The 18,654-nt window shown below is 57.0% G+C and carries 16 protein-coding genes and 3 tRNA genes; 15 read left to right on the plus strand and 4 right to left on the minus strand.

All coding sequences use genetic code 11. The features are described from left to right. Nucleotides 1-193: 193 nt before the first annotated feature. Together BQ7486_RS10040 and BQ7486_RS10045 are read right to left on the minus strand one after the other, a co-directional pair. Complete coding sequence (locus tag BQ7486_RS10040) at nucleotides 194-910, minus strand: class I SAM-dependent methyltransferase (RefSeq protein ID WP_074009909.1); 717 nt, start codon at nucleotides 908-910, stop codon at nucleotides 194-196. Nucleotides 911-976: 66 nt separating this feature from the next. After that, a complete protein-coding gene (locus tag BQ7486_RS10045) occupies nucleotides 977-2,482 on the minus strand; it encodes a hypothetical protein (RefSeq protein ID WP_074009910.1) in 1,506 nt (501 codons plus the stop codon). Nucleotides 2,483-2,583: 101 nt separating this feature from the next. On the opposite strand from BQ7486_RS10045, the gene arfB reads away from it, so the two are divergent. From arfB to BQ7486_RS10105, 10 genes are all read left to right on the plus strand, one after another. After that, entirely contained in the window at nucleotides 2,584-2,994 is a 411-nt protein-coding gene (gene arfB, locus BQ7486_RS10050) for an alternative ribosome rescue aminoacyl-tRNA hydrolase ArfB (RefSeq protein ID WP_074009911.1), read from the plus strand. Nucleotides 2,995-3,038: 44 nt separating this feature from the next. Then, a complete protein-coding gene (locus BQ7486_RS10055) occupies nucleotides 3,039-3,968 on the plus strand; it encodes a DMT family transporter (protein ID WP_074009912.1) in 930 nt (309 codons plus the stop codon). Between the two features lie 128 nt (nucleotides 3,969-4,096). Then, nucleotides 4,097-5,638: a 2-isopropylmalate synthase gene (locus BQ7486_RS10060; protein ID WP_074009913.1), complete on the plus strand. Its 1,542-nt coding sequence runs from the start codon at nucleotides 4,097-4,099 to the stop codon at nucleotides 5,636-5,638. A 152-nt stretch (nucleotides 5,639-5,790) separates the two neighbouring features. After that, nucleotides 5,791-6,057 (plus strand): 30S ribosomal protein S15, encoded by a 267-nt coding sequence (gene rpsO, locus BQ7486_RS10065; RefSeq protein WP_022372623.1) that lies wholly within the window; start codon nucleotides 5,791-5,793, stop codon nucleotides 6,055-6,057. Between the two features lie 265 nt (nucleotides 6,058-6,322). Continuing rightward, nucleotides 6,323-8,455, plus strand: a complete 2,133-nt coding sequence (gene pnp / locus BQ7486_RS10070) for a polyribonucleotide nucleotidyltransferase (protein ID WP_074009914.1) — start codon at nucleotides 6,323-6,325, stop codon at nucleotides 8,453-8,455. A gap of 141 nt (nucleotides 8,456-8,596) precedes the next feature. Next, the gene (tpiA, locus tag BQ7486_RS10075; RefSeq protein WP_074009915.1) at nucleotides 8,597-9,355 is read left to right on the plus strand and encodes a triose-phosphate isomerase; all 759 of its coding nucleotides are present in this window, start codon (nucleotides 8,597-8,599) and stop codon (nucleotides 9,353-9,355) included. 18 nt (nucleotides 9,356-9,373) lie between these two features. Beyond that, nucleotides 9,374-9,730: a preprotein translocase subunit SecG gene (secG, locus tag BQ7486_RS10080; protein WP_022372626.1), complete on the plus strand. Its 357-nt coding sequence runs from the start codon at nucleotides 9,374-9,376 to the stop codon at nucleotides 9,728-9,730. A 63-nt stretch (nucleotides 9,731-9,793) separates the two neighbouring features. Beyond that, nucleotides 9,794-9,878, plus strand: a tRNA-Leu gene (locus BQ7486_RS10085). Nucleotides 9,879-10,003: 125 nt separating this feature from the next. Beyond that, nucleotides 10,004-10,088, plus strand: a tRNA-Leu gene (locus BQ7486_RS10095). A 250-nt stretch (nucleotides 10,089-10,338) separates the two neighbouring features. Next, complete coding sequence (locus tag BQ7486_RS10105) at nucleotides 10,339-11,148, plus strand: MetQ/NlpA family ABC transporter substrate-binding protein (protein WP_074009916.1); 810 nt, start codon at nucleotides 10,339-10,341, stop codon at nucleotides 11,146-11,148. Between the two features lie 63 nt (nucleotides 11,149-11,211). On the opposite strand, the gene BQ7486_RS10110 is transcribed toward BQ7486_RS10105, so the two are convergent. Next, complete coding sequence (locus BQ7486_RS10110; protein ID WP_074009917.1) at nucleotides 11,212-12,438, minus strand: MFS transporter; 1,227 nt, start codon at nucleotides 12,436-12,438, stop codon at nucleotides 11,212-11,214. 231 nt (nucleotides 12,439-12,669) lie between these two features. On the opposite strand from BQ7486_RS10110, the gene BQ7486_RS10115 reads away from it, so the two are divergent. From BQ7486_RS10115 to BQ7486_RS10140, 5 genes are all read left to right on the plus strand, one after another. After that, on the plus strand, nucleotides 12,670-13,323 hold the full coding sequence (locus tag BQ7486_RS10115) for a hypothetical protein (protein ID WP_022372357.1): 654 nt from the start codon (nucleotides 12,670-12,672) through the stop codon (nucleotides 13,321-13,323). After that, on the plus strand, nucleotides 13,320-15,437 hold the full coding sequence (locus BQ7486_RS10120) for a DNA repair helicase YoaA (protein WP_084765899.1): 2,118 nt from the start codon (nucleotides 13,320-13,322) through the stop codon (nucleotides 15,435-15,437). The genes BQ7486_RS10115 and BQ7486_RS10120 overlap by 4 nt, the downstream gene beginning before the upstream one ends. Before the next feature lie 181 nt (nucleotides 15,438-15,618). Next, entirely contained in the window at nucleotides 15,619-16,809 is a 1,191-nt protein-coding gene (locus BQ7486_RS10125; protein WP_074009918.1) for an aspartate aminotransferase family protein, read from the plus strand. Between the two features lie 194 nt (nucleotides 16,810-17,003). Continuing rightward, a tRNA-Ser gene (locus BQ7486_RS10130) sits at nucleotides 17,004-17,094 on the plus strand. A 398-nt stretch (nucleotides 17,095-17,492) separates the two neighbouring features. Continuing rightward, nucleotides 17,493-18,224 (plus strand): HAD family hydrolase, encoded by a 732-nt coding sequence (locus tag BQ7486_RS10140; protein WP_074009920.1) that lies wholly within the window; start codon nucleotides 17,493-17,495, stop codon nucleotides 18,222-18,224. Between the two features lie 132 nt (nucleotides 18,225-18,356). Here the strand turns inward: BQ7486_RS10140 and rpsT are convergent, their stop codons facing one another. Beyond that, complete coding sequence (gene rpsT / locus BQ7486_RS10145) at nucleotides 18,357-18,620, minus strand: 30S ribosomal protein S20 (RefSeq protein ID WP_022373428.1); 264 nt, start codon at nucleotides 18,618-18,620, stop codon at nucleotides 18,357-18,359. Nucleotides 18,621-18,654: the final 34 nt, after the last annotated feature.

The raw sequence follows: 18,654 nt of genomic DNA on the forward strand, positions 1-18,654 counted from the left end.
CCCGCCACAACAGCAGCGGCAACGGCGGTTTTGAAAAGAAACTTGACGGCCATACGGTTTTCCTCTTTCGGATTTTTGTTTGTAATCATCCTACCGCAGGTGCGTTGTTTTGAGTAACTCCGAAACAAGCCCAAACAAAAAGCCGGCTGCAGTCCTGCAGCCGGCTCTGAGCGCCGTATGTGCTTTATGCGGTTTACGGTTTTTTGGCGTGCACAATGAGGCGGGTGCTCTCATCGGTGTATTCGGTAAAGCCCTGGCCGTAGAAGGCAAGAAGCGTAAGGCCCGCGTCCTTGAGCATTTCCTTGTATTCGTCCGTGGTGTAGACGCGGATGCTTGCGACCACCGGACCGCGGTATTCATTGGACGGGAAAACAACCGAGGCGCGGCGGCTTTCTTCGTCCCAGGTTTCAGGCACCGTTTCGCCGGACGCGATAAGGCGCGTGGCCCTGCCGCTCATTACAAGTTTGGGGTTGGCGACTTCGATTAAAAGTTCACCCCCGGACTTGAGGCTTTCGGCAAAGCGCTCGAGCAGATCCTTGTTGCCTTCATCGCTGAAATAACCGAAGGAGCTCGCCCAGTTGATGATGAGATCCTGATTGTGCGGGAACACCGCGTGGCGCATGTCGTCGTTGGTGAAGGTCCCGGGAAGATCGGCGCGGTAGAACTTGTTGCGGGCCGCTGCCACAAAGTGGGGGTTAAAGTCCATGCCGCTCATGATGGCGCCCATGCGCGCCAGGGGAAAACCGATGTCGGCTTTGCCGCAGGGACATTCAAAAATCCGGATGCCGGGCTTAAGACCCAGCTTGTCCCAGATCGCTTGCGCGTCATTTTGGGAAGCGGCAGGATCTCTGAGCCACTTGTCCTCGGGCACGTGACGGAACCATTCGGTCAGAGCGGTGTTTTGAATCATGGGGAACCTCTGAAAAAAAACGAAAAGCGGTATCGACAATTATCGCACGGTGAGTTGCCCGCGGCATCAGTCTTCGTTTTGGGTGGTCAACGGCTGCACGGTCTCAAGGCGCTTGATGCCTTGGGCATTAATGACGAGCCGCTGCATGGCTACGGCACGCTTTTCGCCGATTTTGATTCGCTGGGCCACGTAGATGTGATAGATCTTTTCACCGAAGGCCTGACGGGCTGCGGTTTCCGCGGCGTCCTCTTCAAGCACGGGAAGCTCTTCAAAAAGGGTTTCGGTGTAGCGCAGAAAGTCCCTGATGTTAAGCCGCATGATGTCAAGCACGGAATTACCGGTGTCCTGCGTGAGGGTCCTGAGTTTCTCAAGCGTTACTTCCTTTTTGTAAAGCAGAATGTCCTCAGGGAGTTTGCCGCTTAAAAGTTCAATGGTGTGCGCGGACTCCCGCAGCTTGCGGACGGCTTCGGGGACCTGCTCGGCATTGATGAAGCGAAACGATTCCTCAACCTGACCGGCGTGCCGGTAGGAGCCGCGCTCAAGCTGCAGACGCCTGTCGGGAATCCACTTCTGAAAGCGCTTGTAAAGCCACGCTCTTAAACTCTCTTTGATGCGGTCTTTGAAGATGTAGGCAATCACCATGGCCCAGAAGAGGTTCATCGAGAGTGACCCGTAGGTTCCCTGCCAGGAAAAGGCGATGATGGTGGCAAAGAGCATGGAGACCGCGGCCGCAACGCCGTAAAGGGAATGCAGCAGCATGGGCTGTCCGCCCTGGACTTTGGCTTCAAGAAACAAAAGGCTGCTCACGTACTTCTTAAGTACCGACCAGCGGAAAAGCAGCGTTTCATTGTCTGCGCCAGCGCCCGGGACGCTCAAAGGGTAGTGCTTGAGCCGGTACTGCTTTTCACTTTCCCAGAGCGTAAGCACGATTTCCTGCTTTTCAAAGTCAAGCGCCAGATAGACGTTACGGAGGTAGTAAGCCGTGATGATGCTCATGAATTCATCACAGTAGGCCCAGGCGTGGTTGTTGCCGAGTTCGCGGCCGAGCGTGACAAGATAGGTCTGGCGGCTGCGGTAAGCCGCGAGTATTCCGGTGATTTGTCCGATAATGCGCCGTACATCTTCCGTCGTACAGCTGTCCGGATCCTGAGCAAGGGTTTCCAGAGCCGACTTCACGCTCTGCCGGTAGGTAAGTGCAAAGCGTCTCACGGCGTTTTCATAGTCTTCATCGGCGTTGACGGTTCGCACGTTGATGTCCTTTAACGCACTGTCAAGATCGGCAAAAGGACCGGCGTTATCTTCAAAAGCGGTAAGCGGCAGCTTCGGAGCCCGCAGACGGATGTAGTTTTTCAGAGACCGCAGCAGTGTGGCGCTTGTGAAGTGTTCGGGCGTTACCTGCAGCGCGGGCGGCAGAAAAATATAGGTTTCCGTTTCGTAGCGCACCGAGTCCGCGCTTTCTGGAAAAGCAACGCGCTCCTTGAATTCAATCTGATGGGGCGAATTAACCCGGACACTCTCGCGCACGCGGGTGTCGGTGTCGTTCACGGCCGGATTGTTGTCGGACTGACGCATTGCAGGATGTTTGTTGAAAAAATTGTTGTTGCCGGAATTGTCTCATTACGGACGCGAAACTACCAACTGGAGCGCGGTTTTGGCGGCAGTGCAGGAAAACGATGTCAGAAAAATTTGTGATCAAAGAAGCCTCCGTTACATGGAGCGCAGTGCGAAGCAGCGGCCCGGGCGGACAAAATGTCAACAAGGTCGCTACGGCCGTGCAGCTGAGGTTTTCCCTGTCTGAGAGCGGGCTGCCTGCTAACGCGGTTGAGCGCTTCCGCACGCTTTTTGCCGCAAAACTTGTCGACGGCAACGTGCTTCTCATTAAAGCGCAGACCGAGCGCACCCAGCAGGCCAATCTCCGGGCCGCCCGAAGCCGGCTTGAGGTCATGATTTCGGCGGCTTTGGTTAAGCCCAAACACCGCATTGCCACGCGCCCCGGCAAGGGCGCCCGCGAACGCCGGCTTAAAGCCAAGGCGCGGCACGCCGAAATTAAGGCAGCCCGCCGCGCAAAACCGGGCGATTTCTGAGAGAATCTGCCGTTGTTGCCTTAATCATCTCCAAGGATTCGGTCATGCTCTCCGGTGTGCTCTACGGTCTCGGTGCCTGCGTACTCTGGGGCTTCGTGTACTTGGTTCCGCTGGTGCTCCCGGACTACGATCCTGTGATTATCGCGACGGCCCGCTACATCAGTTTCGGCCTGGTGGCGGTTCCTTTGATGTGGATGCAGCGGCACGAATTTGCGCACTACACCCTTAAAGACTGGGGGACGGCCTGCGCCCTCGGGGTGCTCGGTAACTGCGTCTATTACTGGCTTCTTTTGAACTGCATCAATATGGCGGGAGCGCCTTTTGCCGGCATGTGCATGGCGCTTATCCCTGTGCTTGTTGCGGTGATTGCAAACCTCAGAGATAAAAAGCGCGGACGGTTTGTCCGCTGGCGAAGCCTCATACCGGCTCTGGTTCTTATTTTTGCGGGCCTCGTGCTTGCCAACATCTCCGAATTTAACGCGGTGGTCGCTGCGAGCCAGGGTAACCCCGAGCGCTTCTGGTACGGTGTTTTATTCGGTATTGCCGCCCTGGCGGTCTGGACGTGGTACCCGATCTGTAACGCCGACTGGCTGATTGACCATCCGAAGCGGACGCCGCGCGCGTGGACCACGGCGCAGGGCCTGGCAACGCTGCCTGTTGCCTGCGCGGGTTTTGCCCTCGTGCAGACAACGGTTAACGCGGGCGGTCCCCTTTTGGGGCCGCAGCCCGTTTGGTTTGTCTTTGTGATGATTGCCTCAGGGCTTCTGTGCTCCTGGGTGGGAACCGTGTTTTGGAGCGAGATGAGTCAGCGGCTTCCGACGGCCCTTGCGGGACAGATGATTGTTTTTGAGACGCTTTTTGCGGTTGTCTATGCGCATATTCTGAGGCTGGAGTGGCCTGTCTGGTCGATGACCGCGGGTATGGTGCTTCTTGTTCTCGGGGTGCTTTTGTCACTGCGGATTTTCTATCGGTAGAAAAGAGCCCCGCATCCGTGCGACGTGCCGCGCTTAGACAAAGCGCTTGTCCCGCTATAAACTCAGCAGACAATGTCTGTTTCCGGCAGTGAAGATCTAACATAACAACATTCGTAAGGGAAAGCGCAATGACAGACCGTCTCATTATTTTTGACACGACGCTTCGCGACGGGGAGCAGAGCCCCGGTGCTTCGATGACGCAGGAAGAAAAGCTGCGCATTGCGCTGCAGCTTGAGCGTCTCGGTGTGGACGTGATGGAAGCCGGTTTTGCCGCCAGTTCTCAGGGTGACTTTGATGCGATTCATCAGATTGCCCGTCATGTGAAGGATTCCACCGTCTGCTCTTTGTCCCGTGCTTCAATCAAGGACATTGAACGCGCCGGTGAAGCGATTGCCCCGGCGCCGCGCCGCCGTATTCACACCTTTATTGCCACGTCGCCCCTGCACATGCAGGCAAAACTGCGCATGACGCCTGACGAAGTGTTTGAGCGCGCCGTGGCCGCCGTGCGGGCCTGCGCCAAGTACACCGACGACATTGAATTTTCCGCTGAAGACGGCTACCGCTCGGATCCGGAATTTCTCTACCGCATCTGCGAAGCCGTGATTGACGCCGGTGCCACGACCGTCAATATTCCCGATACGGTGGGTTACGCCGTGCCCGAACTTTACGGTGCCTTTATCGCTGACCTCCGCGAGCACGTTCCCAATTCCGATAAGGCCGTCTGGTCCGTGCACTGCCACAACGACCTCGGTATGGCGGTGGCCAACTCCTTGGCCGGCGTCAAGCAGGGCGGAGCGCGTCAGATCGAATGCACGATTAACGGCCTGGGCGAACGCGCGGGCAACTGCTCGCTTGAAGAAGTCGTGATGGCCGTGAAGACCCGCCGCGACTACTTCGGCCTTGAGACCGGCATTCATACCGAACAGATTGTGGCGGCAAGTAAGCTTGTGAGTTCCATCACCGGTTTCCCGGTGCAGCCCAATAAGGCTGTGGTGGGCGCCAACGCCTTTGCGCACGCTTCCGGTATTCACCAGGACGGCGTGCTTAAGAGCCGTGAAACCTACGAAATCATGCGTGCCGAGGATGTGGGCTGGACGCACAACAAGATCGTTCTTGGAAAACTCTCCGGCCGCAACGCCTTCCGTCAGCGCATCAAGGAGCTCGGCATTCCGGTTGCAACCGAAACGGAACTTAACGCCGCCTTTGTCCGCTTCAAGGATCTTGCCGACCGCAAGAGTGAAATCTTTGACGAAGACATTCAGGCGCTCTTTAAGGAAGCGCCCGCCAAGGCCCATCAGGACCGCTATGAGTTTGTGAGCCTTCTGCAGCAGTCTGAGACCGGTGAAAAACCGAAGGCCACGGTTGTCTGGACGGATAACGGCGTTGAAAAACGTTCGGAAGCCGAAGGTAACGGTCCGGTGGACGCCACCTTCCGCGCGATTGAAGCGGTAGTGAAGTCGGGCGCCGAGCTGCAGCTTTACAGTGTGAACGCCATCACCGGCGGCACGGAAAGCCAGGGCGACGTGACGGTGCGTCTGGCGCGCTCGGGCCGCATTGTGAACGGCGTGGGCGCCGATCCGGACATCATCGCGGCTTCCGCCAAGGCCTATCTCAATGCCTTAAGCCGCCTTGATACGGAACCGAGCTGCAACCCGCAGCATACGGTCTGATACAGGGTGTGACCCGTAAAAAGCGCAGGAGGTTTGTTTTTCCTGCGCTTTTTTTCTAAAATACCGCCTTTCGCAAATCACGGCACGGGCTCAAGACACCCTTGGCCGCTTGTTTGCGTCCTTTTTAACCTACTTTTTACAGGTAAAAATCAATGTCTGCACAGATCAACAAGGCTGACGTCATTGCCAAGTTCCAGCGCGCTGCCGGCGACACGGGTTCTCCCGAAGTCCAGGTGGCTCTTCTCACCGCCCGCATCAACGGTCTGACCGGTCACTTCAAGGAACACATGAAGGATCATCACTCCCGCCGCGGTCTTCTGAAGATGGTGAGCCGCCGCCGTAAGCTCCTTGACTACCTCAAGCGCACCGACGTCGCCGCCTACCGCAAGCTCATCGATACGCTGCAGCTGCGTAAGTAACCGGTTCAAAAACAGCCTGTCTGTCCTTTAGCGGCACACAGGCTGTGCGTTTATCTGGACCTCTTTTTTCTTCCTTTCCTTGTTTAAGAGCCCCTGACGGTTTGTGACGGATCCGCGCGTTGCGACACCGACGCTTTCAGTCGTCAGACTTCTCTTCTGAGAGAGCTTCCGTGCCGCAGCGTGCCGTCGCCTTAAGGAAACCGGCGTGTTTTCGGAAATTCCGCAGGGATCTTCAGACAGGAACTTTTAAGGATCTCATTTCATCATGACGATGTTTAATAAAGTCACGAAGAGCTTTCAGTTCGGCGATCACAATGTGACGCTTACCACGGGGGAAATCGCCCGTCAGGCCACCGGTGCTGTGGTCTGCGCCATGGACGACACCGTGGTGCTTGCCACCGTTGTCGCCAAGAAGGAAGCCAAGCCCGGACAGGACTTCTTCCCGCTCACCGTTGACTACATCGAAAAGACCTACGCCGCCGGTAAGTTCCCCGGCGGGTTCTTCAAGCGTGAAGGCCGCCCGAGCGAAAAGGAAACGCTCACGAGCCGCCTCATTGACCGCCCGATCCGTCCGCTTTTCCCGGACGGCTTCTTTAACGAAGTGCAGGTCATCATTCACGTTTTGTCTGTTGATCCGGAAGTCGATCCCGACATTCCTTCCATGATCGGGGCGTCTGCCGCTTTGGCTGTCTCCGGCATCCCCTTCAAGGGCCCGATCGGCGCCTGCCGCGTGGGCTACATCAACGACCGTTTCGTCTGCAACCCCAAGGTTTCGCAGATGCATGAAAGTAAGCTCGACCTCGTCGTGGCCGGCACCGAACGCGCTGTTCTGATGGTTGAATCCGAAGCCGACCGCCTGCCCGAAGAAACGATGCTTAACGCCGTCATGTACGGTCACCGCGAAATGCAGGTCGCGATCAACGCTATTCATGATCTCGTTGCCGAAGCCGGCAAACCCGCCTGGGATTGGCAGCCTGCTCCCAAGAACGATGCGCTTATTGCCCGCATCCGTGCGCTCGCTGAAGAAGGCCTGCACGCCGCGTATACGCTGCGCAGCAAGCAGGACCGCAACGATAAGCTGCGTGAGGTCTACGAAGCCGTGGAAGCGGCGCTTACCAAGGACGCCGAAGCTGCCGGCACCGAAGTGCCCGACATGAACGAAGTGCACGGCATTCTCTTTGAGATGGAAGCGCAGATCGTCCGCGGCAACATCCTCGCCGGCAAGCCCCGTATCGACGGCCGCGACACCCGCACGGTGCGTCCGATCGAAATCCGTCAGGGCGTGCTTCCGCGCACCCACGGTTCGGCCCTCTTTACCCGCGGCGAAACTCAGGCGCTCGTCATCACGACCCTGGGCACCAAGCAGGACGAACAGATTGTCGATTCGATCATGGGCGAAAGCCGTGACCGCTTCATCATGCACTACAACATGCCGCCGTTTGCCACCGGCGAAACCGGCCGCGTGGGTAGCCCCAAGCGCCGTGAAATCGGCCACGGGCGTCTTGCCAAGCGCGCTCTGAAGGCGGTGCTTCCCTCGGCTGACGACTTCGCTTACTCGATCCGCGTTGTGAGCGAAATCTGCGAATCCAACGGTTCGAGCTCCATGGCAAGCGTCTGCGGCGGGTGCCTGTCGATGCTTGACGCCGGTGTGCCTCTGAAGGACTACGTGGCCGGTGTTGCCATGGGTCTTATCAAGGAAGGCAACAAGTTTGCCGTTCTCACCGACATCCTCGGTGACGAAGACCACCTCGGTGACATGGACTTCAAGGTCGCGGGTACCGAAAACGGTGTCACGGCTCTGCAGATGGACATCAAGATTGAAGGCATCACGGCTGAAATCATGCAGGCAGCTCTCGCCCAGGCGCACGAAGGCCGCATGCACATCCTCGGCAAGATGCACGAAATGGCCGGCGACGGCGCGCACGAGCTTTCCGCTTTTGCCCCGCGTCTGACGACTCTGAAGATTAATCCGGAAAAGATCCGTGACGTGATCGGTAAGGGCGGCGCCACGATCCGTGGTCTCTGCGAAGAAACCGGCTGCCAGATCAACGTCGAAGACGACGGCACGATCACGATCGCTTCGAGCGATCCGGAAAAGGCCGCCATCGCCAAGAAGCGTATTGAAGACATCACGGCTGAAATCGAAGTGGGCCAGATCTACGAAGGCACCGTGCAGCGTCTGCTCGACTTCGGCGCCATCGTGAGCCTGCTGCCCGGCAAAGACGGCCTGCTTCACATCAGCCAGATCGCCAATGAACGCGTCAATCAGGTTTCCGACTACCTCAAGGAAGGCCAGGTTGTCCGCGTGAAGGTGATCGAAGCCGACGAAAAGGGCCGTGTGCGTCTTTCCATGAAGGCTCTTTTAAACGAAGGCAAGGACAACGTCCGCGCTGAATAACTCAGCCGGCCGCGGTTAAATGCAGGGAAGGGGGCCCAGAGCCCCCACCTTGCGGCGCTTTCACGAAAAACCCGGGTATTTCGGTACCCGGGCTTTCCGTTAAAATGCGGCCTCAAATGAGTAAAGACAAGGCAGATAAACATGGCACGAACCAAGTACGCAGCAGCCAACTGGAAATTAAACGGATCAAGAGCAGCAAACGCCGCCTGGGTTCGTGATTTCCTGCGCCTTGCGGCGGGGCTCACCTGTGACGTGACGGTGGCGGCGCCCTTTGTGTATCTGCCGGAACTCGCCGGACTTTTCAAAGACAGCCGCGTGAAAACCGCGGCTGAGGACGTGAGCCGCTTTGACACCGGCGCCTACACGGGCGAAGTCTCTGCGGCTATGGTCGCTGACATCGGTGCGGGTGTGACGCTTGTCGGTCACAGCGAACGCAGAAGCCTTTTCGGCGACACCGATGAGGTGGTAGCCGAAAAAGTGAAAAAAGCGCTTGCGGCCGGGCTTGAAGTGATCCTCTGCGTTGGAGAAACCCTTCACGAGCGCCGCGAGGGAAAGACCGACGCGGTGGTGATTGCGCAGACGGTTAATGCACTTCACGGACTTACAGAGGGTGACCTCCGGAAGGTGACGCTTGCTTACGAACCCGTGTGGGCGATCGGCACCGGTGAGACGGCAACGCCAGAGACAGCGCAGGCGGTGCATGCCGCACTGAGGGCTGAACTGGCCCGGCGCTTTGGCGGGGCAGTTGCCGCAGCAATGCGCATCCTTTACGGCGGCAGCGTGAAACCGGCGAATGCCGCAGAACTTTTTGCCATGCCTGACATTGACGGAGCCCTTGTGGGCGGCGCGTCATTAAAGGCGGAAGATTTTTATGCGATTTGTGCCGCGGCACAGATCTAACCAACAGGAAAAGAAAACATGCAGATGCTTATGAGCGTGGCGGTCATCATTCAGATCATTGCCGCCGTTGCCGTCATTATTCTCGTGCTGCTGCAGCACGGTAAGGGTGCCGATATGGGCGCGGCCTTCGGTGCCGGCGCCTCCGGGTCACTCTTCGGTGCGTCGGGGTCCGCGAACTTCCTGTCGCGTTCCACCGCTGTTGCCGCCACGATCTTTTTCTGTGCCACCATTGCCGTGACACTCGGTTCCGGCGCCTATCAGAAGCAGGCCCGTGCCGACAAGGGCGGTGTTTTGGGGTCGATGACGACCACGGAACAGACGGCTCCGGCAGAAAATTCCGGAAAGGACTTGCAATCTAATCAGATTCCGCGCTAAAATGCTGAGCTTCGCAGTTGAGGATAAAACTTCAGCTGTGAAGACAATCTGAATAAGCCGTATGCGGTCGTGGCGAAATTGGTAGACGCGCAGCCTTGAGGTGGCTGTGCCGAGAGGCATGAGAGTTCGAGTCTCTCCGACCGCACCAAACGTACTGGGGTATCGCCAAGTCCGGTTAAGGCAGCGGATTCTGAATCCGCCATTCGTAGGTTCGAATCCTACTACCCCTGCCAAACGTACCAAGGTGCGGCACTTGTTCAGAGATAAAAATTTGCGGTCGTGGCGAAATTGGTAGACGCGCAGCCTTGAGGTGGCTGTGCCGAGAGGCATGAGAGTTCGAGTCTCTCCGACCGCACCAAACGTACTGGGGTATCGCCAAGTCCGGTTAAGGCAGCGGATTCTGAATCCGCCATTCGTAGGTTCGAATCCTACTACCCCTGCCAAGTACGCCGATGAAAGCCCTGCCTGTGCAGGGTTTTTTGTTGTCCGGCGCCGTAATACCTCAATGCTTTACGCGATTTCTGTTTTCTTCGCTTTTCTTTCCCGTAAGATGCACAGACCTCGGGCCGAGAGGCCCTTCAAAGAACAACATACAGGGAAAGATCAACATGTTTGCACGTCGTCAAATCATCGCTGCCGCTGTGGCTGCTGTTGCCGTTACGTCGGTTTTAACCGGCTGCGGCTCTCAGAAGTCTGAAGAAATCAAGGTGGGCGCAACCGCCGGCCCGCATTCTGCAATTGTCAACGAAGCCGCCAAGGTTGCCGCCAAAAATGGTCTCACCGTTAAGGTGGTGGAATTCACCGACTACATTTCGCCCAACCGGGCTCTGGCGGACAAGTCACTTGACGCCAATGTTTTCCAGCATGAGCCGTTCCTGAATAACTTTAATAAACAGCAAAATGCGAATCTTGTGAAGATTGCCGATGCGGTCGTGCAGCCGATGGGCTTTTATTCCAACAAGATTAAGAGCCTTGATGCCATTAAGGAAGGCACCACAATCAGTATTCCCAACGACCCGACAAACGGCGGACGGGCGCTCCTTCTGATTCAGGCTGCGGGCCTGATTAAACTGAAGGCCGGTGTTACGGGAAACACCGCCACGCCGGCTGACATCGTCGAAAATCCGCGCGGCATTAAGGTTGTTGAGCTTGAGGCAGCGCAGCTGCCGAGGAGCCTTGACGACGTGGAAATCGCCGCGATTCCGATGAATTACGTCATCAGCGCAGGGCTTTCACCCGCCAAGCAGGGCTTTTATTTCGAATCCCGCGAGGCGCCCTTTGCCCTCATGATCATTGCAAGCCGGGCTGATAACGCCAAGGACGAAAAGGTGCAGAAATTCGTGAAGGCCTATCAGTCGCCGGAAGTGAAGGCATTCATTGAAAAGACCTTTAACGGTGCCGTAAAGGCTGCCTGGTAACCGGTTTTCAGGTAACAACAAAAAAGGCCGTCGCTGCAGCGGAGCTGACGGCCTTTTTCGCGTCTATTTGTTGAGCGGCGCTCCGGTTGCGGGAGCTGCGTTTTTCGGACGGAAGAAGTAGAGGACCGCAACCACGGGAATCAGAACGGCGCCCGCAGCGGCAATGGCGACCTGGTTGCCCCACCACGTGGCAAGCGCAGCGCCGAAGATCGGGCCGATGACGCTGCCGAACTGCTGAGCCGAGTATGAGTAACCGAAAACCTTGCCGCGGTCCGCGGGATTCGTGCTTTGGGTCAGCACTGCGTTAATGGCAGGGAAGATCCCGGCAAACGCAAGCCCCCCGATGAAGCGCAACATGGTAAACCAAGTGAGGTCATGGGGAATGGCCTGGACAATACCGAAAACCGCGCTGAAAAGAAGCGAGAGGTAGAGCACCGGACGGTACCCCCAGCTTTGCCCCAGAATGCCCCAGGGAGGCGAAGCGAGGACGCCTGAAATACCGACAATCGAAAAGACGATGCCGGAAATAAGCACGATGCTTTCCATCGAGCCCTGCAGTTCCGCAATGTAAAGGGGAAGCACGGGCTGCGTCATGAGAATCGTGAGCTGCACAACGCCTGCGGCAAAAAGCATGCGCTGAACCACCGCAAGCCGCAGGGGATTGGGGCGGGTTGCTGCGGCGTCCGCCGTCTCTTTGGCAGCCGCGGATTTTTTGCCGGCCGGAGAATCGGTCACACAGAATGCCAACACAAGCGTAATGAGAAAAAGTGCGGCGCCCGAGGCAAGAAACGTCGAGCGCATGCCGATGTATTCGGCCAAAAGCCCGCCGATCAAGGGACCCAAAACGCCGCCTGCGGTAAGACCTGCCTGCATCACACCCATGGAAAAGCCCAGGCGGTTGTGCGGCGCATGGGCACTCATAATTGCAAGCGTTGCAGGCCAGAGGCCTGCTGAAAGTCCCTGAAGCACACGTACCCAGAATAGCTGCCAGGGCCCCTGCACAAGCCCGCCGAGCGTGTAGGTGATGGCAAGACACGCAGCCGCGCGGATAGCCATCAGTTTGCGTGACTTCTTGTCGGCAATCGCGCCCCAGATGGGGGCCATGATGCCTGAAATCAGGAAGGTTACCGAGAAGATTGCGCTGCTCCACCAGTTGACGTCGCCCTGCGCAACCCCGAGTTCCTGAATAAGGTACATCGGCAGAAACGGGATCAGCATGGTGTAGCTTGCCGACATTAAAACCGTGTTGGCGGTGAGAATGGCAAGCGTAATTTTCCAGTTGGCGGTCATACTTACAGCCTGAAAAATCGGGGGTGAGGGGCGTGGGAAAAACTCGTGCGGCAGGGAGCTGCGACACCCTTGACAGTCTACGCCCAAAGCCCGTGTGTCACCTCCGCCGAAAGGAGGTGTATCCGGTTTTTTCCGTGTGTTTCCGTGGGCGTGCAAAGGTCGCCGCCGGCCGCTAAACTGCCGTCATTGTCCGGTTGATTTTAATTTTTTCTTTGCAGAGAAACGCTTTCTATGTGGACCAAGCCCGCCGTCTTCCTCCTCGTGAGCCTCATGAGCCTTTCGGCTGCGGCGTTTACGCCGGACCTCAAAGCCCTGGAAGACATGACGCTTGTGACGCGCTATCCGCAGGGGTCGCTCGTCTCGCGGGAAAGCGCCGAGCACGCGCTTTCTGAAGTCAAAAAAGCGCAGAGCCGCCTGAAGGAACAGGCTGACTTCGCCCACCGCCGCTGCGAAGAGAATTTCTTCGTCAACAGCTGCCGCGATGATGTGCGCGAGGCCCGCATCCGTCAGGAGCGGCGTCTCTTTCAGATTGAAAAGGAAGCGCGCGGCGTGATCCGTTCCTTTAATGCAAAGGAAGAAGCCGCACGGCAGGCTGAGCGCGACAAAAAGGCAAAGGCTAAGGCAGCCCAGCGTCAGAGGTCGGACTCTAAAAAGGCAAAGACCGCTCAAAAGCCCGATGCGAAGCTCGGGACGGCCCTCAGCAAACGCGCTCAGGAGAGCAAAGCGCGTCAGAAAGCTGCTGAGGCCCGTAAGGCAAAGGAAGCCGCCAACCGCGCAAAGTACGAATTAAAGCAAAAGAAAAAGGCTGAACGCATCAAGGCCCGGGAAGAGGCCTTGGCAAAACGCCGGGCTAAGGAAGCTGCGAAGGCTGCTCGCGGGAAATGACAAAGAAAAAGAAAAAGAAAAGTGAGGCGCCGCACGATCCTTTTAATGAAGGGGTAAAAGACGGAGCCGTTGACTTTGAAAAGCGCATACGATCCGCATTTTCCGCGGGCGGACCTTTGGCCGGCGCCACCGAACACTTCATGCACCGCGACGGGCAGTTAAGTTTTGCTCTTGATGTGGCGCGTGCGATTGAGAATCACGGCACTGAAGTCATTGAAGCCGGTACCGGTACCGGCAAAACTTTTGCGTATCTGACGCCTGCCATTCTTGCGGGCTGCAAGGTCATTGTAAGCACGGCGGGTAAGCCCCTGCAGGATCAGCTCTTTGGAAAGGATCTGCCCGCTGTCTGCAAGGCGCTCGGGGTCAATGCCTCCACCGCGCTTTTAAAGGGCCGCTCCAACTACATCTGCCTTTACCGCATGGAAACGGCACAGTCCGAAGCGAGACTGCCGTCACCGGCAGCCGTCCGGGACTTTCAGAAGATCGCTTTTTTTGCCAAAACGGATGAAACCGGGGACAGAGCCCGCTGTCACGGGGTGCCGGACGATTCGCCGGCCTGGCCCTATGTGACGAGCACCGCGGAAAACTGCCTCGGCAGCGACTGCCCGCGCATCAAGGACTGCTTTGTCTACAAGGCCCGCGCCAAAGCCAAGGCAAGCGACATCGTCGTTGTCAATCACCATCTCTATCTTTCGGCGATGGCTTTGCTTGCCGACCCCGAATCAGCCGGGGCCGGAGACGATGCGCGGATGCTGCCGCAGGCTGATCTCACGATTTTTGATGAAGCGCACAAGCTTCCTGACATTGCCTCGGCCTTTTTCGGAACGGAATTTTCGACCTATCAGCTCAAAAACACCGTCAAGGAAATGCGGGCCGGGCTTTTGAGCCGCTTTAAGAGTTACCTCAAGAAGAACAACTGGGATCAGGCTTGCGATGCGGTGATCCACGCCATGATGGACTTTGTCCTGAGGCTCGATGAAATCGGAGTGGGAGAGGGCGTAAGCCGCATGATTTCCGAAACCGCGGATGCGGAGTCGCTGGTTAAGCCCCTGGATAAGACTTTCACGGCGCTTGCCACACTCATTGAGTCCGTGATGCCCGTGTGTGAGGAAGATGCGGAAATCACCAAGTACTGCGAGGTGTTAAACGGCCTGTCGGTTCAGATGAACGAGTGGATTGAGGCACTGAAAACGCCCAAGGAGCCCGCCAAAACTGCTGACGGGCGGCCTGCGGTTCGCTGGATTGAGCGCGGTAAAACGGAGGCGCGGCTTAATACGACGCCGCTATCCTTTGCCGAAGACTTTGCCAAATTAAGGCAGATGCAGGCGCAGTCGGCCTGGGTTTTTACGTCCGCGACGATTGCTTCCGGCCACGGGGACTTTTCTCACTTCGTCAGCGAAATGGGCCTTGCCGGGGTTGAAACCCACGTGTATGCGAGTCCCTTTAACTACGCTGATCAGGCGATGCTTTATGTGCCTGAATCGATGCCGGACCCGAAAACCAGTGAGCGGGAAGACTACATTGAGGCTTTGATCCGCGAGAGCTGGCCCGTGATTGACGTGATCGGCGGCAAGACTTTTATTCTCTGCACGAGTTACCGGGCCATGCGCCACGCGGCGGCACTGCTCAGAGGGCTTACTTCCGCCAATAACCGCGCCTACGAGGTGCTCGTGCAGGGCGAAGACAGCCGCACAAAACTTATTGAGCGCTTTAGAAAAACTCAGGCGGGCGCCATTCTTGTGGGCAGCATGAGCTTTTGGGAAGGAATCGACATTAAAGGCGATGCTTTGTCGCTTGTTGTGATCGATAAGCTCCCGTTTGCCCCGAAGGACGATCCGGTATTGCTGGCAAGAAGCCGCTGGATTGCCGAGCAGGGCGGCAATCCCTTTGTTGAGCACCATGTACCCTTGGCAACCATTGCGTTAAAGCAGGGCACGGGGCGCTTAATCCGCAGCGAACACGACCGAGGCATCCTGATTATCGGGGACCGCCGCGTGCTGCCTTCAATTTCTTCCTACGGCCGGCGGTTTCTCGAGAGCCTGCCGCCATTTTCCAGAACGCTCAAACTCGAGCGGGTACTCGATTTCTGGCAGCATCCGGACACGTGGTCCTGAGAATTTTCCGGGCCGGCTCAAAAAATCCTTCGGTCCGTGGTTTCCTTTGCCTTAAAATACACAAATTGTCCGGCTGGGATTTTGCGAGTGCCGGACACTGAAAAGCTGCGCGGCGGGCGTCTCTCTGAGGGCGTCTGCGGATCCTCCCGCAGCCCGATTTCATGGATTTCAGTGCAGGGGAATTATTTTGGAAACCACAACACATCTGCTGCCGATCTTTTCGCCGCTTCCGGTGTCTTTTGTTAAGGGCGAAGGTCTTTGGCTTACCGATACGGAAGGTAAGCGTTATCTTGACGGCTTTGCCGGTATTGCTGTGAATTCCCTCGGGCACAACCATCCGGTGCTTGTGAAGGCCCTGAAGGACCAGGTTGAGCATCTGATTCACTGCTCCAACTATTTCCGTATTGATCTGCAGGAAACCGTGGCCGCAAAACTTTGTGAAAAAAGCGGTCTGCGCGGCTGTTTCTTCTGCAATTCGGGCCTTGAAGCCAATGAGGCCGCGATCAAACTCGCCCGTAAGTACGGACACATGAAGGGCTTTGCCCAGCCTAAGATCATCGTTTTCCAGCACGCCTTCCACGGCCGCTCGATTGCCTCGTTGTCCGCTACAGGTAACCCCGGTGTGCGCCGCGATTTTGATCCGTATCTGCCTGACTTCATTTTTGTGCCGGATGGTGATGTTGCCGCGATTGAAAAGGTTGCGGCGTCCGAACCCGGTATTGCTGCCGTGATGTTTGAGCCCGTGCAGGGCGAAGGCGGTATCCGCCCGATTCCCTTTGAGACGATGCGCCGCATCCGTGCGCTTTGCGACAAGAACGACTGGCTCATGATTCTTGATGAAGTCCAGAGCGGCATGGGACGCACGGGCAAGTGGTTTGCACATCAGCACGCGGGGATTAACCCCGACGTGATGACGCTTGCGAAAGCTCTCGGTTCCGGCGTTCCCGTCGGTGCTATTGTCTGTAATGAAAAGACCTACGGCGTTTTTGTCCCCGGCAACCACGGTTCCACCTTCGGCGGTAATCCCCTGGCAATGCGCGCTGCGGCAACCACCATTGACGTGATGGAAAAGGATCACCTCATTGAAAATGCGGCGACGATGGGTGAGTACCTGCAGAAGGCTTTCGGCGAAGCCTATAAGGATCTGCCCTGCTTTACGGAAGTGCGCGGTTTGGGTCTCATGATCGGCATCGTGCTTGACCGGCCGGCTCACGATTGCTTAAAGCTCGGTCTCAAGCACGGCGTACTTTTCTCGGTGACCGCCGGCAACGTCATCCGCATCGTGCCGAGTCTCACGATTTCGCGCGCGGAAGCTGATGAATTGGTGCGCCGCGTGGGTGACGTGCTGCGTGAGTTCTGCGCCCGGGGCTGAGTGCCGGGTTGCAAATTCCTATCCGACGGAAGAGAGCGATGGATATTGAAAAACTTAAAGAGATCGGGTTCTGGATTGTGAAGATCGCCGTAGCGGCGCTTCTCATCAAAATCGCGTGGAACGTGATTGTGGTGCAGCACACGTGGCTCAACTCCTGAGCGCGGTGTCTTTCTGATAAAATCCGAGTCCCTTACGGAAGTGTGGCAGAGTGGTTTAATGCACCGGTCTTGAAAACCGGCGACGGTTTATAGCCGTCCGTGAGTTCAAATCTCACCGCTTCCGCCAATTGCTGAAAAAAGGACTTCTTTGCGAAGTCCTTTTTTTATTGGGTTTTCGGCGGTTTAACCCAGTGTTTTCGCGGTGTCCAGTCATTTTGTTGTGTAATAGTTTGTAATTTTTTTAGTCTCGCGTGATCTCACGTTGTCTCACGTTTTTTGGTGACTACCTGGGTGACTCTTCCGGTTGTTTTTCTTGGAATCTGCAGGCTGAGAGTCGATAATGTGGCTCGCGGATACGTTTCTGCCGCGGGAGCCCGACACCTTGGTGTTCGGGCCTGCAGAGTGGCAGAAAACGGAGCAGCCGGGCCGAGTTCACTTGAAGGCCGGGCTTGTGCTGAAAAATCCCGAGGCTTGTCTGCAACAAGCCTCTTTTGTTGTCTGCCGCAGCTCCACGAAGGAACACTGATGCCCGGATTCTTGGACCCTAAAGCCTATATTTTCGACCTTGACGGCACGCTCATTGATTCTCTGGGCGTCTGGGACAAGGTGGACGAAATCCTCGCCTCTGAAATCGCTCGGGTTGATTACAGCGACCTTGATCTTCCCCGGTTTCGTGAGATTTCTCTGGCTCAAAACAGCCAAAAAGCGAGTCCCTACGAGGCCTTCTGCGGAGAGCTCGGAAAGCGTCTCGGCTCAGACCTTTCCGCGGCTGAAGTTCACGCACGGCGTTACGTCATCAGCCGCAGGCTTCTTAAGGAGACGATGCGACTGAAGCCCGGAGCTGCCGACCTTCTGAAACTCTTAAAGTCTGCGGGCAAGCGCCTGGTGCTTGCCACGACCACGCGCCGCGCCAATGTCGACATCTACTGCGACATCAATCCCGTGATCCGTTCTGAAATTTTGCTGCGCGACATCTTTGACTTCATGCTCACGCACGAAGACGTTACGGCGATAAAGCCGGACCCTGAGGTCTACCTCAAGGCGCTCGCAGGATTGGGGCTTGCGGCTAACGACTGCCTCGTGATCGAAGACAGTCTGCCGGGCGTTGAGGCAGCCAAGGCCACGGGACTCACGGTGGTTGCTCTTGAGGAGCCGCATTCGGCGGCTGATGAAGAACTGATCCGGACAAAGGCGGACGGCTTTTACGCCGGTCTTCCGGCACTCACCGCTGACATTCGTCAGGCGCTTGCCGAATAAAAACTCTGGGCAAAAGAAAAACGCATCGCGGAGCAATCGTCGATGCGTTTCTCAGGAACTTTTTTGCCTTATGCACGCCCCCGGCTGAGGGACAGAAGGCGTGCGGCGCCAAAGCTCGACAGGTCAGGCTGATTAAGCCATCGCCTTGATGGAGGCGGACAGGCGGCTCTTATGACGGGCAGCGGCATTGTGGTGCAGAACACCCTTGCCTGCCATCGCGTCAATGACGCACTGAGCCTGCTTGAAGGCTTCAGCAGCGGCGGTCTTGTCGCCGGCGAGAATCAGCTTGCGCACCTTCTTGATGGCGGTGCGGTACTGGCTGCGCTGAGCCGAAAGGTGCTGGTTGCGGGCAACCGCCTGACGGGCGCGCTTGCGAGCTTGTTTGGTATTGGCCATTTATGTTTCCTGAAAAACGTTTGCCTGATGGTGA

The sequence above is a fragment of the Duodenibacillus massiliensis genome (genome assembly GCF_900128485.1).
Classification (GTDB): Bacteria; Pseudomonadota; Gammaproteobacteria; order Burkholderiales; family Burkholderiaceae_F; genus Duodenibacillus; species Duodenibacillus massiliensis.